This is a genomic window from Paractinoplanes atraurantiacus, from assembly GCF_900215205.1.
Classification (GTDB): domain Bacteria; phylum Actinomycetota; class Actinomycetes; order Mycobacteriales; family Micromonosporaceae; genus Actinoplanes; species Actinoplanes atraurantiacus.
This window is the reverse complement of the sequence record NZ_OBDY01000041.1, coordinates 1-15,708: the sequence shown is the minus strand read 5'-3', so window position 1 is coordinate 15,708 and position 15,708 is coordinate 1. Positions and strand designations below refer to the sequence as shown.

Here is a 15,708-nt window from a genome sequence, read left to right as displayed (position 1 = left end):
TCAGACCTCAGCGCTCGGCCTGGGCCTCGTCGTCCTCGCCGACCTGGTCCTCCTCGCTGTGACGCTGGGCGGGCACGCCGTCCTCGCGGTCGTCGGGGGCGCCGTGCCGCGGGCCGGCCTCCTGCTGCTCGGGGAGGTCGCCGGTGACCTGGGGCTGGTCGACCCAGAGGGCACGCAACTGGCCCTGCATGAAGGTGGTGAGGCGGGCCCGGTACTCCCGGTCGAACGACTCCAGCGCCTCGATCTGCTGCTGGAGCGCCTCACGCTTGCTGCCCAGGCTGCCCACGACGTCGTCGTAGCGCTGGCGGGCCTGCTGGTTCAGGTGGTCGGCGTTGGCCTGCGCGTCCTGGGCGACCGACTCCGACTGGGAACGGGCCTCGGAGAGGATCTTCTCCGCGTTGCGGCGGGCCTCCTCGGTGCGGGCGTGCGAGTCGCGGGCGATCTGCTCGGCGGCGGCGCGGGCGTCGGAGAGGATCTTCTCGGCCTCACGGCGCACGTTGTGGGCGTGCACCTGCGCGTCGCGGGCGATCTGCTCGGCGGCGGCCAGCGCGTCCGTACGGATCTTGTCGGCCTGGTGGTGGGCCCGCGCGACGTGCTCCTCGGCCGTGCGCTGGGCCAGGGTCAGGACCTGGAGGGCCTGGTTGGGGTGCTGACCGGGCTGACCGGGCTGGCCGGCTTGCGCGGGCTGACCCGGCTGGGCCGCGCCGTTCTGGCCCTGTGCGGCCTGCTGGGCCTGCTGCGCCGGGGCGACCAGGGCGTGCTCCGAGGTCTGACTGTCCGTTGACGTCCCATTGAGCAGCACTTTGACACGATCCTTCATGCGGTTGTTGTCGGACACGGGGTAAGGCCTCCGAACCTGAGAGTCGCGGGATGCTACCAAGCTGAGCTGGTTGTTAGCGAGATGTTGTCACCGGCGGATGTGACCGCCGCACCGTGCGTGCGTCGCCGCCCACTACGCTGTGCGCATGGCCGGCGACGAGGTGGCCCGGGTCGTCCAGGAGATGCTCGCCGTGATCCCCACGGGGTGCTCCTGGCTGCTGCCCGTGTCCGGGGACGACGGCACGGTCCGTGACTTCCGGGTCGGCGCGGCCAGCGGGCGGGGCCGCGACATCTACCGCCGGGGCACGAGCCGGGTCGGCCGCCTGCTGAGCGAGCTCTACCCGAGCATCGTCGGCGGCGAGCTCTGGCAGATCTACCTCGACGTGCTGCGCACGGGTGAACCGGCCGAGTACAAGGAGTTCGGCTACGACGAGAAGAAGGCCGGCGTCGTCGCCCACTCCCAGTTCGACGTCACCGTGCATCCGGTGCTCGGCGGCCTGCTGGTCTGGTGGCAGCGCCTCGACGAGGACCGCCGCCGGATGGCCAACACCGAGCTGCTCGGCAGCCTCGGCTGGACCGAGTTCGACCTGGTGACCGGGGCCAGCGACTGGTCACCCGGCATGTACCGGATCTTCGAGCGGGACCCGGCGCTCGGCCCGATGTCGCGTGTGGAGCAGGCGGCCGCGATGCTGCCCGAGGACCGCGGCATCGCCGAGACGGCCTGGCAGAGCATGGACAGCGGCGGGCCGGCCGACGTGACGGTCCGTTTCGCCGTCGGCTCCGGGGTCAAGCACCTGCGGATCCTCTCCGACGTCGCCACCGACGCCGGCGGCCGGCCGCTGAAGATCAACGCGGTGGTGCAGGACGTGACCGCCCGGGAGAGCTCGCGCACCGCCATCGACCGGCTCCGCGACCAGCTGCGCACCCGCGAGATGACCGCGATCGCCGAGCACCGCCTGGCCGGCCAGCTCCAGCACATGATCCAGCCGGTGCCGCGGGAGCCGTTCCCGCTGCCCGGCCTGCGGGTGCTGGTCGACTATCAGCCCGCCGAGAGCACGGTGCAGGTCGGCGGGGACTGGTACCACGCGCAGGAGCTGGCCGACGGGCGCGTGCTGCTGGCGGTGGGCGACGTGGCCGGGCACGGGCTGGCGGCGGCGAGCGGGATGGCGCACCTGCGGTTCGCGCTGATCGCCTGGCTGTCGATCGGGGTGCACGACCCGGCGCTGCTGCTGCGCCATCTCAACCGGCTGTGCGGGCAGCTGCGGCTGACCGGGACGGCCGTGCTGGGCGTCTTCGACCCGGTGGACCGGACGCTGGCCTGGGGCCGGGCCGGGCACGCGCCGCCGTTGCTGGCCCGGGGCGGTCACGCCCGCCCGCTCGATCTTCCGGTGGGGCTGCTGCTCGGCGCCGACGGCGAGGCGGCGTACGAAATCAAGACCCTGGCCCTTGACCCTGACGATCTTCTGCTGTTCTACACGGACGGCCTGGTCGAGCGGCGCAGCGGTCCGCCGCTGCTGCCGAGGGTGCTCGGCGCGCTCGCGGCGGCCACCGACGCGCTGCCCGCGGTGACCGCGATCAATCGGCCGAGCCCCGACGACGACACCTGCACCGTGACGGTCAGGGTTCTTTGAGATCGAGGGCCAGCCGTACGCGGGTGCCCTCGGCCCCGGCCTCGACGCCCACCTCGTCGCAGATGCGCTCGACGATGGCCAGGCCCCGCCCGCGCAGCGCGTCGGCGGCCGGCATGCCGCGGCCGAACGCCCGGACCGGGCCGCCGTCGATCACGTCGCAGTAGACCCGGCCGTCCGCCGCCCACAGGCGCACCCGGCCGCCGCCCTCGGTGTGCTGCAACGTGTTCGTGGCGAGCTCGCTGACCGCGAGGGTCAGCAGGTCGGCCCGGCTGCCGGGCAGGCCCAGCGCGGTGGCGTGCAGCCGGACGAAGTCGCGCAGCGGGGCGAGATCGCCGGGCTCGTCGTAGGAGGCCTCGTAGGGCGCGGTGGCGGGCTCGGCGTTCATCCGCCGGGCCTGCGCTCGACGGTGGGCGATGCCGGCTCGCCCAGCAGGGCGGCGACGCCGGTGATGTCGAGGACGGTGGCGACCGCGCCCGTGGCGTTGACCACGACCAGGCGGCCGCCGCGCTCGCGGGCGGCGTGATGGGCGGTGATCAGGCCGTGGACGCCTGTGGAGTCGAGGAAGCCGACCTCGGCGAGGTCGACCACGACGCGCGGATGACCGTCGACGGCGGCGCTGAGGGCGGTGAGCAACTCATCCCGTACGGAAAGGTCGCAGTCGCCGGAGAGGACCACGCGGGTCTCGCCGGCCTGCTCGAAGGTTCGTGCCTCGAAGCGCGCCATCCGGGACATCATGTCATCCGGGCGCTTTCTTCCCAATGAAGTCCACTCCTTCTTGAAGCTTCACCCTCGGGGATGGTTCCCGCATGCGTACACTCAAACCGTCAAAACGGATATAGCGCGCCAACGGGGATTACCATGAAGAAACGGCACTTTTGGATGATCTCCGCGACGGCCCTCGTGGCCGTCGGATCCGTCGCGGCGCCGGCTTCCGCCTCGGCCCAGCACGAGATCGCCTTCTGGGGCATGAACGAGTCCCCCGGTTCCTCAACGATGCGCGACGGCAGCGGGCACGGCTTCCACGGACGGATCGGCCGCGACGTCGGCGTCGGCCTGCGCACCGACGGCGGATACGGCTACCGCTTCGACCGCCTCGAGCCGGACACCCCGCCCACCCACCCCGGGCACCTGGCCATCGTGCCCGACGACGCCGAGCTCGACCCCGGCACCCGCGACTACGCGATCACGGTGCGGCTGCGCACCCGCGAGCACTTCGGCAACATCATCCAAAAAGGACAGGCCACCGTCTCCGGCGGCAGCTACAAGATCCAGATCCCGAACGGCAAGGTCCAGTGCTGGTTCCGCGGCTCGTCGACCGCCCTGCTGGTGACCGCCCCGAAAGCGATCAACGACGGGCGCTGGCACACCGTGCGCTGCGAGCGGACCGACGACGGGGTGTTCCTGGCCATCGACGGGCGCACGGTGGCCGGCCGGTACGGCTGGACCGGCGCGATCGCCAACTCGTGGCCGGTGGCGATCGGCGGCAAGACGGACTGCGACCAGGTCGACGTCGGCTGCGACTACTACGCGGGTGACATCGACTACGTGGCGCTCGAGGTCGACCAGCACGCCTGGTAGTCGCCGGCTCACACGAGTTGACACCCGTCGGGATCCGGGCGAATGTTCCCTCGTGAGCGAAGAGTGGCCTATTGCGGGAAGCCTGCTCGCTTCGCGGTACCGCCTGGCCGAGCTCCTCGAGATCGGCGGCATGTCGCAGATCTGGCGCGCCGACGACGAGCTGCTGGCGCGCCCGGTCGCGGTGAAACTGCCGCTGGGCGCGCAGGTGGTGTGGCGTGAGGCGCGCATGGCGGCGAAGCTGCAGCACCCGAACATCGCGGCGGTGCACGACTACCGCGAGGCGGTGCGGCCGGACGGCTCGGTGACGCCGTTCGTGGTGATGGAACTGCTGGCGGGCGAGTCGGTCGCGGCCCGCCTCGAGCGCGAGCCGATCGGCCTGCCCGAGGCGGCCCGCATCGGCGCGGCGGTGGCCGACGCGCTGGCCGCGGCCCACGCGTCCGGTGTGGTCCACCGCGACATCAAGCCGGGCAACGTGATGCTCACCCCCACCGGCGTGAAGATCCTCGACTTCGGCATCAGCGCCACGGCCGGCGAGCCGGACGACGACGAGTCGGGCTCCACGTTCGGCACGCCGGCCTACGTGGCACCGGAGCGCCTGGACGGCATGCCGTCCGAGCCGGCCACTGACGTGTACGGCCTGGGCGTCCTCCTCTTCGAGATGGTGACGGGCGACCCGCCCTACCCGGTGGACACATGGGAGGAACTGGCCGAGGCCCGCGCCGGCGGCGGCCCGGCCCACCTCCCCGCCGACCTGCCGCAGGAGTTCCGCGACCTGGTCGCCCGCTGCCTGGACGACTCCCCCGAGGCGCGCCCGACGGCGGCCGAGGTCCGTTTCGACCTGACGGCCCTGTGGCTGAAGCCCGAGCCCGCCCAGCTCGGGCCCGCTCTCTCCAGCTTCGGCCCGGCCCTGTCCAGCTTCGGCCCCGCTCCCTCCAACTCCAGCGCCGACCCCTCCAGCTTCGGCCCCGCCACCTCCAGCAACGGAACCGCCCAGGCCGCCACCTCCAGCAACGAAACCGCCCAGCACGAGTCCGCAGCGGCTTCCGCTTCCGGCGGCCGTTTCACGCCGCTGGCGGCCGCCGGGCCGCCGTCTTCTTCGACGCCCCCGGAGAACCTTGGCCCTGCCGCCCGTTATGGCCGCTTTGCGCCGGACAGGAAGGCCGGGCCGTCTGCGGGATTCAAGCCGGGCCGCGCTGTTCCGGCGAGCCGAGCGCCCCACACGGAACGAGGCGTCACCGCGGGGCACGGCTTCAGCGCAAGGCAAGGCTTCAGCGCAGGGCACGGGTTCAGCGCGGAAGGCGCCAGCGCCGGGCACGGGTTCAGCGCGAGACAGGACCCCCGCGCGGGACGAGAACTCCGCGGAGGACGGATGGCTGCCACTGGTCGCGCGCCTGCCAACACTCTGGCGCTGACCAAGCCGCCGGGGCGGCGGCTGGCTCTGATCGTGGGGGTCACGGCGCTCGTCGCGGCGCTGGTCGGGTCCTTCGCCGTGATCAATTGGCCGCGGAACGAGACGACAGACGCCAATCCCGAGCTGCCCGCGCCGCCCGCTGCCGTCACGACCACGCCGGAGACGGTCGCGCCCACCACGACCACGCCGCCGCCGACGTCGTTCTCACCGACGCCGAAGCCGAGCCCGACGCTGAGCTTCGACGACGCCGTGAGCCGCTTCCGCACCGCCGTGGAACGCGGCGCGGCCGGCGGCGACATCCGCTCCGACGTGGCGACCGACCTGCTCAACCTGCTGCAGCCTCTGACCCGCAACGGTGACAACGCCGGTGACCAGGTGGACGCGCTACGCCGCAAAATCAACGACCGGGCCGGCGAGGGAAGCGTCTCCTCCGCTCAGGCCGCCCTGCTCCGCTCGCGCCTGGCCGACGTCGACAAGGCCGCCCGCACGCTGTGAGCGCGGGGCGGGCGCTCAGGCCGAGCCGCGGATGACCAGGCGGGTCGGGAGGACGACCTGGGTCTCGGCCGGCTCGTCGCCGTCGATTTTGGCGAGCAGGAGGCGGACCATCTCGCGGCCCATCTCGGCGATCGGCTGGTCGACGCTGGTCAGGGACGGCTCGGTGTGGCGGGTGATCACCGAGTCGTCGAAGCCGATGACCGCGACGTCGTCCGGCACCCGCCGGCCGTGCTGCCGCAGCACCCGCAGGGCGCCGGCCGCCATCATGTCGGAGGCGGCGAAGACGGCGTCCAGATCGGGGTACTGCTCCAGCAGCCTGTACATGGCCGCGGCCCCGCTCTCCTCGCTGAAGTCGCCGAACGCCACCGGTCCGTCGCCCACCACGTCGCGGTAGCCCTCGAGACGGCCGATGCCGGCCGCCATGTCGAGCGGCCCGGTGATCGCCGCGATCCGCCGGCGGCCGCGGGACCACAGGTAGGACACGGCTTCCCTCGCGCCTCCCCGGTTGTCGGCGTCGACGTACGAGCCCCGGTCCGCGTACGTCGGGCGGCCCGCCCGGACCGTCGCCACGCCCCGCTCCTCGAGCACCGCCGGCAGCGGGTCGTCGCCGTGCAGCGACAGCAGCAGCGCCCCGTCCACGTGCTGGCGGGTCAGGTATCCCTCGAGCCGCCGCCGCTCCTCCGGCGCCTGCGCGATCATCAGGACCATCTGGAGGTTGCGGGCCACCAGCACCGACGACGTCGCCTGGACGATGCGCCCGAAGAACGGCTCGGCGAAGAACCGCTCGCCCGACTCGAAGATGACCAGCGCGATGGAGTCGGTCCGCTGGGTGACGAGCGTGCGGGCGGCCCGGTTGGGCACGTAGCCCAGCTCCTGGATCGCCTCCTCGACGGCCTGCCGGGCGCGCGGGCTCACCTGCGCCGAGCCGTTGACCACGCGCGACACCGTCCCGCGGCCCACACCGGCCCGCGCGGCGACCTCTTCCAGCGTCGGCCGCCCCGTCGTCCTGTTCCGCTCGGTCGTCATCGCCTGGCACCTTCCTTCGCGCGCGCGAAAAGGAGGTCGCGCCCGACACAAAGTACCTGGCCCGCGCAGCCTCCCCTAATGCGGTCGCGGCGCGGTGGTGACGCCGTTACCGTCATCGCGTGCGAGTGCGAGAGTTCGAAGATCACGATTGGCCCGCGGTCTGGTCGATCATCCGCGAGGTGGTCGAGGCCGGCGACACGTTCACGTACGACCCGGCGATGTCGGAGGAGACGGCCCGCGAGGTCTGGATCGAGCGCCCGCCGGGCCGCACGACGGTCGCGGTCGACGAGTCCACCGGCCGGGTCCTGGGCACCGCCAAGATGGGCCCCAACCGTCCCGGGCCGGGCGCTCACATCTCCACGGCCAGCTTCATGGTCGCCTCCGGCGCGCGGGGCCGCGGGGTGGGCACGCTTCTCTGCCGCGACGCACTCTCGTGGGCGAGTTCCCAGCCGTACGCCGGAATGCAGTTCAATGCCGTCGCCGAGTCGAACCACGCCGCCGTCGCCGTCTACCAGCGCCTGGGCTTCGAGATCCTGGGCACCGTGCCGGGCGCTTTCGACCACCCGGCCCAGGGCCGGGTGGGCCTGCATCTGATGTACAAAAGCTTCGGCTAGCTCACCGGCTCGGCGGCGGCCAGCCACTGCGCGGGAAGGGCGTCGACGCCGGTGCGGGCGCCCACCACGCCGCCGGTGATGGCGCAGGTCGTGTCCACGTCGCCGCCGGCGCTGGCGGTGGCCCACAGGGCGGCTTCCAGGTCGGCGGGGTGCCGGGCCGCGCACCACAGCGCGAACGGCACCGTGTCCGGCGCTGACATGCGCCGGCCGCAACCGACCATGGCCGCGACCTTCCGCGGGTCGGTGTCGAGGGCGGCGACCCGCCGCAGGCCCCGGGCCACCTCGGTGCCGTCCACCCGGTCGGCGATCGCCGAAAGGTCCAGGCCGCCGGTCACGTTGAGGGCCGCGGCCAGCGCGACCGCCACCGCGCCCGCGGCCGCCTCCGGATGCGCGTGGGTCACCTGCGCCGACCGTACGGCCTCAATCGGCACTTGATCGGGATCGTCGGCGAAGAACGCGCCCAGCGGCGCCACCCGCATCGCCGCGCCGTTGCCCCACGAGCCTTCGCCGTCGAACTGACGGCGGGTCACCTCCGGCCACGGTTCGCCCTGGCCGAGCGCCGCCAGCACGTCGTGCATCCCAGCGCCGTAGTGGCGGTGCGGATCCTCCGCGTACGCCCGGGCGAATCCGGCCGCCAGCGCGTCCTGGTCGACCGTGCCGTGCTCCTCCAGCACCGACAGCAGCACGATCGCCATCGCCGTGTCGTCGGTCCACCGCCACGGGCCGGGCCGCAGGTTGTCCACGGCGAAGCGGCGGCGGAACCAGGTGCCCCCGAAGGCGTCACCCATCGCCAAGCCCCGCAAAGCCGCCCTCGCCCTGTTGATCACAGGTGAATGCTCGCCCACGCGGGCCTTGGCTGCCAGTCGATTTCAGAGCGGGCCGACCATAGCGTGCACGCCCGACAGTTTGGCCTCGATGGTCGCCGCCTGCGGATGTTCGAGCCGGTGCACCAGGTCGTACGCCAGCGCGTCCTCGTCCTTCCCGTCGACCACACTCACGAAGGTCAGCCCGCGCAACGCCATCAGGATGTCGGTGGCCCCGTCGCCCGCCGTCGGCATCCCGTCGCCGTCGCCCAGTTCGTCGGCCAGCTCGCTCAGCGGAAACCGGTCAGTCGCGTCCGCGCCGCCACGATGCTCAACGCCGGCGGCAGCCCGCCGCAGAGCCGCACCACCCGCTCCTCCCCCGGCCGGGCCCGGCCGTCGGCGGGGCCGAGCGAAGCCCCGCCGAGGCGGCTGACCAACAGGGTTCGGCTGTCGGCGGGGCCGAGCGAGGCGAGGGCCACGGGCTGGGCGCCGTCGGTGGCGGCGAGCCCGGCGAGGCGGCTGCGGCTGGTGACGAGCGTGCGGACCGTGCCGGCGCCGGGCAGCAGCGGCCGTACGTGGGCGGCGTCGCACGCGTTGTCCAGCACCACCAGCAGCCGCTTGCCGGCGACCTGGCTCCGGTAGCGGGCCGTCAGCGCGTCCAGCCCGGCCGGCAGGCCCGCCGGCGGCACCCCGAGCGCGTCGAGCAGCGCCCGTAGCGCCTCGTCGGCCGGCATCGGCTCCCCACCCCAGAAACCCCGCAGGTTCACGTAGAGCCGCCCGGCCGGGAAGCGGCATCCCCGACCTTGTCCCCAGTGGACGGTCAGCGACGTCTTGCCCACGCCGACTGGGTCGCCGGCAACGGCGTCTACGCCTGGTTCTGACGGCGCCGGCCTCTCACAGGTTGAGCAACTCGCGCCAGGACTCCGGGTAGAGGTCACCGCCCCACAGGACCCCCTGTCCTGTGGTGGCGGCGATCGTGGCCACCGTGCGAACGAACGAGAGCGTCAGGGCCGGCCAGTCAAGCTCGCTCGACGGCCCACTGTGGAAGGCGCCGAAGGCGGCCGACGCGGCCGCGAACGTGCGCTCGTAGCGGGGCAGGTCGAGCTTGTCGAGGCGGGCGGCCAGGTCGGCGGTCTCGGCCGGGTTGAGCCAGCCGTAGGTGCCGCCCGTGTTCTCGAACTCGTAGCCGAGCACGCCACCGCGAACGTCCAGGGCGTTCAGATACAGGCGGATCGGGTCGTTCCCGGGCACGCCCAGATGCTCCAGCAGCGGATCGTAGGCCGACGGCCGGGCCGAGCGCCCCACGAACTGGCCCTCACCCAGGCATCGCAGGGTGACCCAGGCCGCGTACAGGAAACTCAGCTCTTCGACGTTCTCCTGTTCGGCCCCGGCGTGGAAGGAGCATCGGGACCGCTCGGGGCAGGTCGTCGACGGGCACCGCAGCCATTGACGGGCGCCCTCCGGCCGCATCACCAGCTGGTTGCCCAGGTAGGCGAGGTCCTCGCCCAGCCACAGGCAGTACGCGGCCAGGTCGACCGGCCGGGACCGCATGCGCCCGGCCATCGGCGCCCAGATGTCGGTCCACTCGCTGCCGGGAAGACCTGCGAGCCAGGGCGGCACGTCGCCGCCGCGCAGCAGCGAGAGAACCCCGGGCACGACTTCGGCCCGGTAGCGCTCGTAGTCGAAGACGTAGATCCTCGCGTCAGATCCCACGCCGAGCATGGTGGCACGGTGGTCAAGTGGGGATCTTGTAGCGGCGCAGGGCCGGGACGGAGAAGGCGATCAATGCCGTGCCGAGCACGCCCAGGGCCCCGCCGATGGCCAGGGCGGCACCGCCTGAGGTGACCGAGGCGACCAGGCCCGCCCGCAGGTTGCCCAGGTGTGGGCCGGCCGCTCCGGCGATGTGCTCGAGGGCGGCCACCCGGCCCCGGTAGCCGTCCGGTGTGGAGCCCTGAACGACTGTTCCGCGCGACACGACGGCCCACGTGTCGGCGAAACCGGCCACGGCGAGGAAGGCCAGTACCGCGTACAGGCTGGTGCTGAGGCCGGTCAGCCCGAGGGCCACCGCCCAGACCGCGCCGCAGGCCAGCAGCATCCGGCCGGGGTGGGCGTATCGGGTGGCCAGGCCGGAGAGCACCGAGGCGAGCACGCCGCCGACCGCGACGGCCGTGGCGAACAGGCCGAGGATCTCGGGGCGGCCGCCGAACTTCTCCTGATTGATGACCGGGAACAGGGCGAACGGCATGGCCAGCACCGTGGCCGCGAGGTCGGCCAGCAGCGCTCCTCGCACCTGGGGCGTGCTCACCGCGTACGACAAACCGGCCCGGACCGCCCCCAAGCCGGACCGTCCCTCGGAGACGGGGACGCCGGGCGGCAGGCCGGCGACCCCGAAGAGCGCGAAACCGTAGGTGAGCGTGTCGAAGGCGAGGCACCAGCCGACGCCGGCCAGTGCGGTGAGCGCGCCCGCGGTGGCCGGCCCGGCGAGCATGGCGAGCTGGAACGACAGGTGGTTGAGGGCGAGTCCGGCGGCCAGGCGTTCCCCGCTCAGCAGGGTCGGCACGAACGTCTGGCGTGCGGGGGCGTTGAGGCCGCCGATGGCCGACTGGACGGCGGTGAGCAGCAGGATCGCGGGCACGCCGCCGGCGTCGGTGAAGGCTACGAAGGTCATCGCCGCGCTCACCACGATCTGCGCCACGGTGCAGCGCATGGTCAGCAGCCGCCGATCGACGTGGTCGACGAAAGCACTTCCGGCAAGAGCCAACACAATTAGGGGTACGCCGATGGCCAGCCCCACGAGCCCCACTATGGCGGCGCTGTGAGTGCGGTCCCAGACGTAGTAGACGATCGCGAACGAGCCGAACTGGCCGCCGAAGCCGGAGGCCGTGGTGCCCAGCCAGAGCCTGCGGAAGGTGCGGTTCTCGCGCAGCGGGCTGAGGTCGGCCAGCGCCCTCATGCGAGGTGGTCCCGCAGGCGCCGGGCGAACGGCCGCCGGGCCAGCAGCTCACGCAGGTCGGCGGTGACCTGGGTGAGCGAGTACGGCAGCTCGGCGTCGAGCTCCCGCACGGCGGCCTCGGTGGCCCGCCACTCGGCGATCAGGAACGGCATGATCTCGGCCGCCCGCGCGGTGAGCCGGATCGGCCGGGTGCGCCCGTCGGCGCCGGGGACGCTCTCGACCAGGCCGGCCTTGGTCATGGCGGCCGCCGTCTGGCTCATCGCCGAGTGGCTCACGCCGCGCCTGTCGGCCAGCGACCGGATCGTCATCGGCCCGAAGCGGTGCAGGGCGATCAGCGGGCCGACGAAGCGAGTCCGGACACTTTCCATTCCCGCCGCCCGGTACAGATCTGAAATGTCCGAGTCGAGCTCGGCCAGCAGAGCGTGCAGGTCGTTCCAGTGATTGCTGTCGAGAAGGTCCACTCCGGCAATGTAACAGCACTCATATAATTCTCGGGAGCGTCACCTCGATCGCCGTGCCGCGGTCGGGCTCGCTGTCGATGCGGATGGTGCCGTGATGGCCGTCGATGATCGCCTTGACGATGCTCAGGCCCAGGCCGGCGCCCTGCACCTCGTGACGCTCGGCGGCGGCCGAGCGGCGGAACGGTGCCATCACGCGGGCGCTCTCCTCGGCGGTCATGCCGATGCCGGTGTCACGGATCTCGAGCACGGCGTCGTCGCCGCGGACGCGGGCGCGCACGGTGATCCGGCCGCGCCGGGTGAACTTGACCGCGTTCAGCAGCAGACGCTCCAGCACCTGGCCGAGCCGCTCCTCGTCGGCCTCGACCATCACCGGCAGCGGCGCGTCGGCGTAGATGTCCAGGCAGCGGGTCAGGGCCAGCCCGACGTTGCGGCGCACCGCGGCCCGGGCCAGGACGGACAGGTCCAGCTCGCGCTTGTTCAGCACCAGGCCGTCCTGGTCGTTCCGGCCGCTCTTCGCCGCGAGCAGCATGTCGTCGACCAGCGCGGTCAGCCGCTCCGAGTTGCGCCGGATGCGGGCCACGAAATCGCCGTCCGCGCTCACGCCGTCGCCGAGCAGCTCCAGATAGCCGTTGATCGAGGTGAGCGGCGTGCGCAGCTCGTGCGTGACCCGGGACAGGAACTCGTCGCGGACCCGGTCGGCGTCGCGCAGCCGCGCGTTCAGCCCGCGGGCGTACTGTCGCAGCTCCAACTGGGCCATCACGTGCCGGGCGAGAGTGCGCAGCCCGGTGGTCTCGGCCGGCGTCAGTAGACGGGGCTCGTGCCCGATCACGCAGAGCGCGCCGAGCGCCTGGCCCGAGGCGGTGATCAGCGGCGCGCCGGCGTAGAAGACGACGTGCGGGTCGCCGGTGACCGCCGGGTTGTCCCGGAAGCGCGGGTCGAGACGGGCGTCGGGCACCTGCATGACCCCGTCGCTGAACATGGCGTGCGCGCAGAACGACTGGTCGCGCGGCACCTCGCAGGCCTCGATGCCGATGCGCGACTTGAACCACTGCCGCTCGTCGTCGATGAGGCTGATCGCCGCCATCGGCGCGCGGCAGAGCTGGGCGGCCAGCGTCACGATGTCGTCGAAGTCGCTCTCCGGCGCGGTGTCCAGCACGCGATAGTCGTGCAACGCCGCCACGCGTTCGCGCTCCGCGACCAGGGTGTCCGACATCTCGCCCGTCCTTAGCTCATGCTGCATCCGCTATGAGAAGGGTCGGCCGGGCCCGTGGCTTGTTGAGTGGTGCCGACGGTGCAGTGCGGGATCAGCCCTGCCCGCGGCGGTGCTCGAAGATCAGATACGTCTCGGTGCCGGCGATCAGGCGCGTTCCGCTCAGGCGCTCGGTGATGACCGCACGGAGGTCCTCCACGTCGGCCGTCGCCACATGCAGGAGGAAGTCGTACGAGCCGGACACGAAATAGACATCCCGTACGGCCGGGATGTCGGCCAGCGACGAGGCGAACTTGCCGATCGCGTCGCGGGACTCGGACCGGATCTTCACGGCGATCATGGCTTCGATGGGCCGCCCGATCCAGGCCGGATCGACGTCGGCGTGGAACCCGCGGATGGCGCCGATCTCGCGCAGCCGGCGGACCCGGGTCAGGCACGTGGAGGGCGCGATGCCCACCCGCTCGGCGAGGGCGTTGTTGGGCATGCGGCCGTCGGCCTCGAGCAGCGCCAGCAACTCGCGGTCGATGTGATCCAGGCCTCGAAGATCCTTCGGTTGGTCGGTCACTACGAGGCCTCTCTCGCTACTTTCTTCACACAGGTCACACTGCGCAGAATCATATTCGGCCATCTTGCGCGGTGACAGCACATCGTTTCACGCTGAAATCCACAACGGCGTGACGAGGGAGACGAAGCCATGCGGATCGGTGTGCCGACCGAGGTCAAGAACCACGAGTACCGGGTGGCGATCACGCCGGCCGGCGTCGCCGAGTTCGTCCGCCGCGGGCATGAGGTGATCATCCAGGCCGGCGCCGGCGTGGGTTCCGCCATCACCGACGAGGACTACGTCGCCGCGGGCGCCGTGCTGGAAGCGGACGCCGACGCCGTCTGGGAGCGGGCCGACCTGCTGCTCAAGGTCAAGGAGCCGATCGCCTCCGAGTACCACCGCCTCCGCAAGGACCAGGTCGTCTTCACCTACCTGCACCTGGCGGCCGACGCTGAGGGCACGAAGGCGCTGCTGGCCAGCGGCACGACCGCCATCGCGTACGAGACGGTGCAGCTGGCCGACGGCTCGCTGCCGCTGCTGGCCCCGATGTCCGAGGTCGCCGGCCGTCTCGCCCCGCAGGTCGGCGCGTACAGCCTGATGCGCAACAGCGGCGGCCGGGGCGTGCTGCCGGGCGGCGTGCCCGGCGTCAGCCCGGCCAAGGTCACGGTCATCGGCGGCGGCGTCTCCGGCGTCAACGCGGCCACCATCGCCCTCGGCATGGGCGCCGACGTGACCGTCCTCGACCTGTCGATCCCCCGCCTGCGCCAGATCGACGCCCAGTTCGGCGGCCGGGTCAAGACGCTGGTCTCGTCCTCGTACGCCATCGAACAGTCCCTGCTCGAGGCCGACATGGTGATCGGCGCCGTGCTGGTGCCCGGCGCGAAAGCCCCCAAGCTGGTCTCGAACGACCTGGTCAAGCGCATGAAGCCGGGCGCGGTGCTGGTCGACATCGCGATCGACCAGGGCGGCTGCTTCTCCGACTCGCACGCGACCACCCACGAGGACCCGGTCTACAAGGTCCACGAGACGGTCTTCTACTGCGTGGCCAACATGCCGGGCGCGGTCCCCAACACGTCGACGTACGCGCTGACCAACGCCACCCTGCCGTACGCGCTGAAGCTGGCCGACCTGGGCTGGAAGGACGCCCTGGCCAAGGACCCGGCGCTGGCCCTGGGCCTGAACGTCCACGACGGGCGCCTGACCAACGCCGAGGTCGGCACCGCCCTGGGTCTCCCCTCGGTCGAGATCGCCTCCGTGCTCCACTGACCCACCCCGAAAAGGTCGCCGCCCGGGCTCCCCACCGGGCGGCCTCTCACACCTGCGGGCGAAGTTCTCCGCCCCAGCCCGCTCGTCGAAGAGCACCACAACCCCAGAGGAAGGCGCCCCGCTTCTGGTTCGGAACCACGTCGGTCTTGCTGGATCACGATCGTCATGAACCGCAAGCTCGCCTCCCGAATCCTCCTGTGCAGCCGCTCGGCGATCGCCTGATCGATCAATCGCATCTTCGATGATGCCGAAGTAGGCCTTTGCGGACACTGCGTTCCTTCGGCCAGCCGCCGCGGGAAGCGTTGTAGGTACCCACGACCGTCACGTAGGGCACGTAAGGGGCAGCCATTTGTGTCAGACTGCCGGATCGCGGCATGAGAATGAGGTGATCTCAGCAGGGAATCGCGAGGTCTGATGTAGACACGGGCATACCCGGTCAGACCGGATGGTGCTGGATATAGGCGTGGAGCCATCGATAGACAGGTTCTTGCGACGGAATCGGCCTATCGAGAGGGCTCCACGTGGTTCGCTATCTTGCCATGCTCGACGTGCCCAGACCACTGGTGCGCCACCTCGCCGGCCTGTTGGCCGCGCAACGCCGCGTCCGCGGCACGCGCCGCGGGACACGTGCGTTGACCTGCTTCCACCAGGCTCTTTTGGTTTTGGTGTGGTTCCGCAAAGCCGACGACGTCACGTTGCTGGGCGCCGGGTTCGGGATTTCGCGGGCCACCGCTTACCGGTATCTCGCTGAAGGTATCAGCGTCCTCGCAGCCCGCGCCCCGGATCTGCATGAAGCACTCCAGCAGGTCGCCGACGACGGCTGGGTCTACGTCATTCTCGACGGGAAACTATTCGACTGCGACCGCCTCACCGAGACCACCACCAGCGTCAAAGGCG

The 15,708-nt window shown here is 71.8% G+C and carries 18 protein-coding genes; 6 read left to right on the top strand and 12 right to left on the bottom strand.

The features are described from left to right. Positions 1-7: 7 nt before the first annotated feature. Positions 8-820, bottom strand: a complete 813-nt coding sequence (locus CRP55_RS47360; protein WP_245923880.1) for a hypothetical protein — start codon at positions 818-820, stop codon at positions 8-10. Between the two features lie 145 nt (positions 821-965). Here CRP55_RS47360 and CRP55_RS47355 point away from each other — a divergent pair, with 145 nt between their 5' ends. Then, complete coding sequence (locus CRP55_RS47355; RefSeq protein ID WP_097328671.1) at positions 966-2,450, top strand: PP2C family protein-serine/threonine phosphatase; 1,485 nt, start codon at positions 966-968, stop codon at positions 2,448-2,450. Here the strand turns inward: CRP55_RS47355 and CRP55_RS47350 are convergent. After that, on the bottom strand, positions 2,437-2,835 hold the full coding sequence (locus tag CRP55_RS47350; protein WP_097328670.1) for an ATP-binding protein: 399 nt from the start codon (positions 2,833-2,835) through the stop codon (positions 2,437-2,439). The two genes, CRP55_RS47355 and CRP55_RS47350, sit on opposite strands and share 14 nt — an antisense overlap. Continuing rightward, positions 2,832-3,173: an STAS domain-containing protein gene (locus CRP55_RS47345; protein ID WP_097328723.1), complete on the bottom strand. Its 342-nt coding sequence runs from the start codon at positions 3,171-3,173 to the stop codon at positions 2,832-2,834. The genes CRP55_RS47350 and CRP55_RS47345 overlap by 4 nt, the downstream gene beginning before the upstream one ends. Positions 3,174-3,308: 135 nt before the next feature. Between CRP55_RS47345 and CRP55_RS47340 the strand changes: the two genes are divergently transcribed. Both CRP55_RS47340 and CRP55_RS54210 read left to right on the top strand, forming a co-directional pair. Continuing rightward, positions 3,309-4,028 (top strand): laminin G domain-containing protein, encoded by a 720-nt coding sequence (locus tag CRP55_RS47340; protein WP_097328669.1) that lies wholly within the window; start codon positions 3,309-3,311, stop codon positions 4,026-4,028. 52 nt (positions 4,029-4,080) lie between these two features. After that, positions 4,081-5,934 carry a serine/threonine-protein kinase gene (locus CRP55_RS54210; RefSeq protein ID WP_245923878.1) on the top strand — a complete coding sequence of 618 codons (1,854 nt, stop codon included), beginning with the start codon at positions 4,081-4,083 and terminating at the stop codon, positions 5,932-5,934. A 15-nt stretch (positions 5,935-5,949) separates the two neighbouring features. Here CRP55_RS54210 and CRP55_RS47330 read toward each other — a convergent pair whose 3' ends face one another. Next, the gene (locus tag CRP55_RS47330) at positions 5,950-6,960 is read right to left on the bottom strand and encodes a LacI family DNA-binding transcriptional regulator (RefSeq protein ID WP_097328668.1); all 1,011 of its coding nucleotides are present in this window, start codon (positions 6,958-6,960) and stop codon (positions 5,950-5,952) included. A 119-nt stretch (positions 6,961-7,079) separates the two neighbouring features. On the opposite strand from CRP55_RS47330, the gene CRP55_RS47325 reads away from it, so the two are divergent. Continuing rightward, positions 7,080-7,574: a GNAT family N-acetyltransferase gene (locus CRP55_RS47325; RefSeq protein ID WP_097328667.1), complete on the top strand. Its 495-nt coding sequence runs from the start codon at positions 7,080-7,082 to the stop codon at positions 7,572-7,574. Here CRP55_RS47325 and CRP55_RS47320 read toward each other — a convergent pair. The 8 genes from CRP55_RS47320 to CRP55_RS47285 form a co-directional block, all read right to left on the bottom strand. Continuing rightward, positions 7,571-8,401 (bottom strand): ADP-ribosylglycohydrolase family protein, encoded by an 831-nt coding sequence (locus CRP55_RS47320; protein ID WP_281260866.1) that lies wholly within the window; start codon positions 8,399-8,401, stop codon positions 7,571-7,573. The two genes, CRP55_RS47325 and CRP55_RS47320, sit on opposite strands and share 4 nt — an antisense overlap. A gap of 42 nt (positions 8,402-8,443) precedes the next feature. Continuing rightward, positions 8,444-8,632: a hypothetical protein gene (locus CRP55_RS47315; RefSeq protein ID WP_097328666.1), complete on the bottom strand. Its 189-nt coding sequence runs from the start codon at positions 8,630-8,632 to the stop codon at positions 8,444-8,446. Between the two features lie 35 nt (positions 8,633-8,667). Further along, entirely contained in the window at positions 8,668-9,216 is a 549-nt protein-coding gene (locus tag CRP55_RS47310) for a hypothetical protein (protein WP_143235436.1), read from the bottom strand. 55 nt (positions 9,217-9,271) lie between these two features. Beyond that, positions 9,272-10,090, bottom strand: a complete 819-nt coding sequence (locus CRP55_RS47305) for a hypothetical protein (protein ID WP_143235435.1) — start codon at positions 10,088-10,090, stop codon at positions 9,272-9,274. Between the two features lie 22 nt (positions 10,091-10,112). Beyond that, positions 10,113-11,330, bottom strand: coding sequence for an MFS transporter (locus CRP55_RS47300; protein ID WP_097328663.1), 1,218 nt, complete (start codon positions 11,328-11,330; stop codon positions 10,113-10,115). Further along, entirely contained in the window at positions 11,327-11,791 is a 465-nt protein-coding gene (locus CRP55_RS47295; protein WP_245923854.1) for a MarR family winged helix-turn-helix transcriptional regulator, read from the bottom strand. The genes CRP55_RS47300 and CRP55_RS47295 overlap by 4 nt, the downstream gene beginning before the upstream one ends. A gap of 19 nt (positions 11,792-11,810) precedes the next feature. Beyond that, positions 11,811-13,004, bottom strand: coding sequence for a GAF domain-containing sensor histidine kinase (locus CRP55_RS47290; protein ID WP_179855666.1), 1,194 nt, complete (start codon positions 13,002-13,004; stop codon positions 11,811-11,813). A gap of 91 nt (positions 13,005-13,095) precedes the next feature. After that, entirely contained in the window at positions 13,096-13,566 is a 471-nt protein-coding gene (locus tag CRP55_RS47285; protein ID WP_097328661.1) for an Lrp/AsnC family transcriptional regulator, read from the bottom strand. 129 nt (positions 13,567-13,695) lie between these two features. Here CRP55_RS47285 and ald point away from each other — a divergent pair, with 129 nt between their 5' ends. Together ald and CRP55_RS47275 are read left to right on the top strand one after the other, a co-directional pair. Beyond that, complete coding sequence (ald, locus tag CRP55_RS47280; protein WP_097328660.1) at positions 13,696-14,811, top strand: alanine dehydrogenase; 1,116 nt, start codon at positions 13,696-13,698, stop codon at positions 14,809-14,811. 521 nt (positions 14,812-15,332) lie between these two features. After that, positions 15,333-15,708, top strand: a 376-nt coding sequence (locus CRP55_RS47275) for a transposase family protein (protein WP_179855664.1), incomplete at its 3' end; no start/stop codon positions are given.

Coding starts and splice junctions, on each gene's coding strand:
- CRP55_RS47290 (WP_179855666.1), bottom strand. CDS start 13,004: ATGTCGGACACCCTGGTCGCGGAGCGCGAACGCGTGGCGGCGTTGCAC.
- CRP55_RS47300 (WP_097328663.1), bottom strand. CDS start 11,330: ATGAGGGCGCTGGCCGACCTCAGCCCGCTGCGCGAGAACCGCACCTTC.
- CRP55_RS47360 (WP_245923880.1), bottom strand. CDS start 820: ATGAAGGATCGTGTCAAAGTGCTGCTCAATGGGACGTCAACGGACAGT.
- CRP55_RS47355 (WP_097328671.1), top strand. CDS start 966: ATGGCCGGCGACGAGGTGGCCCGGGTCGTCCAGGAGATGCTCGCCGTG.
- ald (WP_097328660.1), top strand. CDS start 13,696: ATGCGGATCGGTGTGCCGACCGAGGTCAAGAACCACGAGTACCGGGTG.
- CRP55_RS47340 (WP_097328669.1), top strand. CDS start 3,309: ATGAAGAAACGGCACTTTTGGATGATCTCCGCGACGGCCCTCGTGGCC.
- CRP55_RS47315 (WP_097328666.1), bottom strand. CDS start 8,632: ATGCCGACGGCGGGCGACGGGGCCACCGACATCCTGATGGCGTTGCGC.
- CRP55_RS47330 (WP_097328668.1), bottom strand. CDS start 6,960: ATGACGACCGAGCGGAACAGGACGACGGGGCGGCCGACGCTGGAAGAG.
- CRP55_RS47350 (WP_097328670.1), bottom strand. CDS start 2,835: ATGAACGCCGAGCCCGCCACCGCGCCCTACGAGGCCTCCTACGACGAG.
- CRP55_RS47345 (WP_097328723.1), bottom strand. CDS start 3,173: ATGGCGCGCTTCGAGGCACGAACCTTCGAGCAGGCCGGCGAGACCCGC.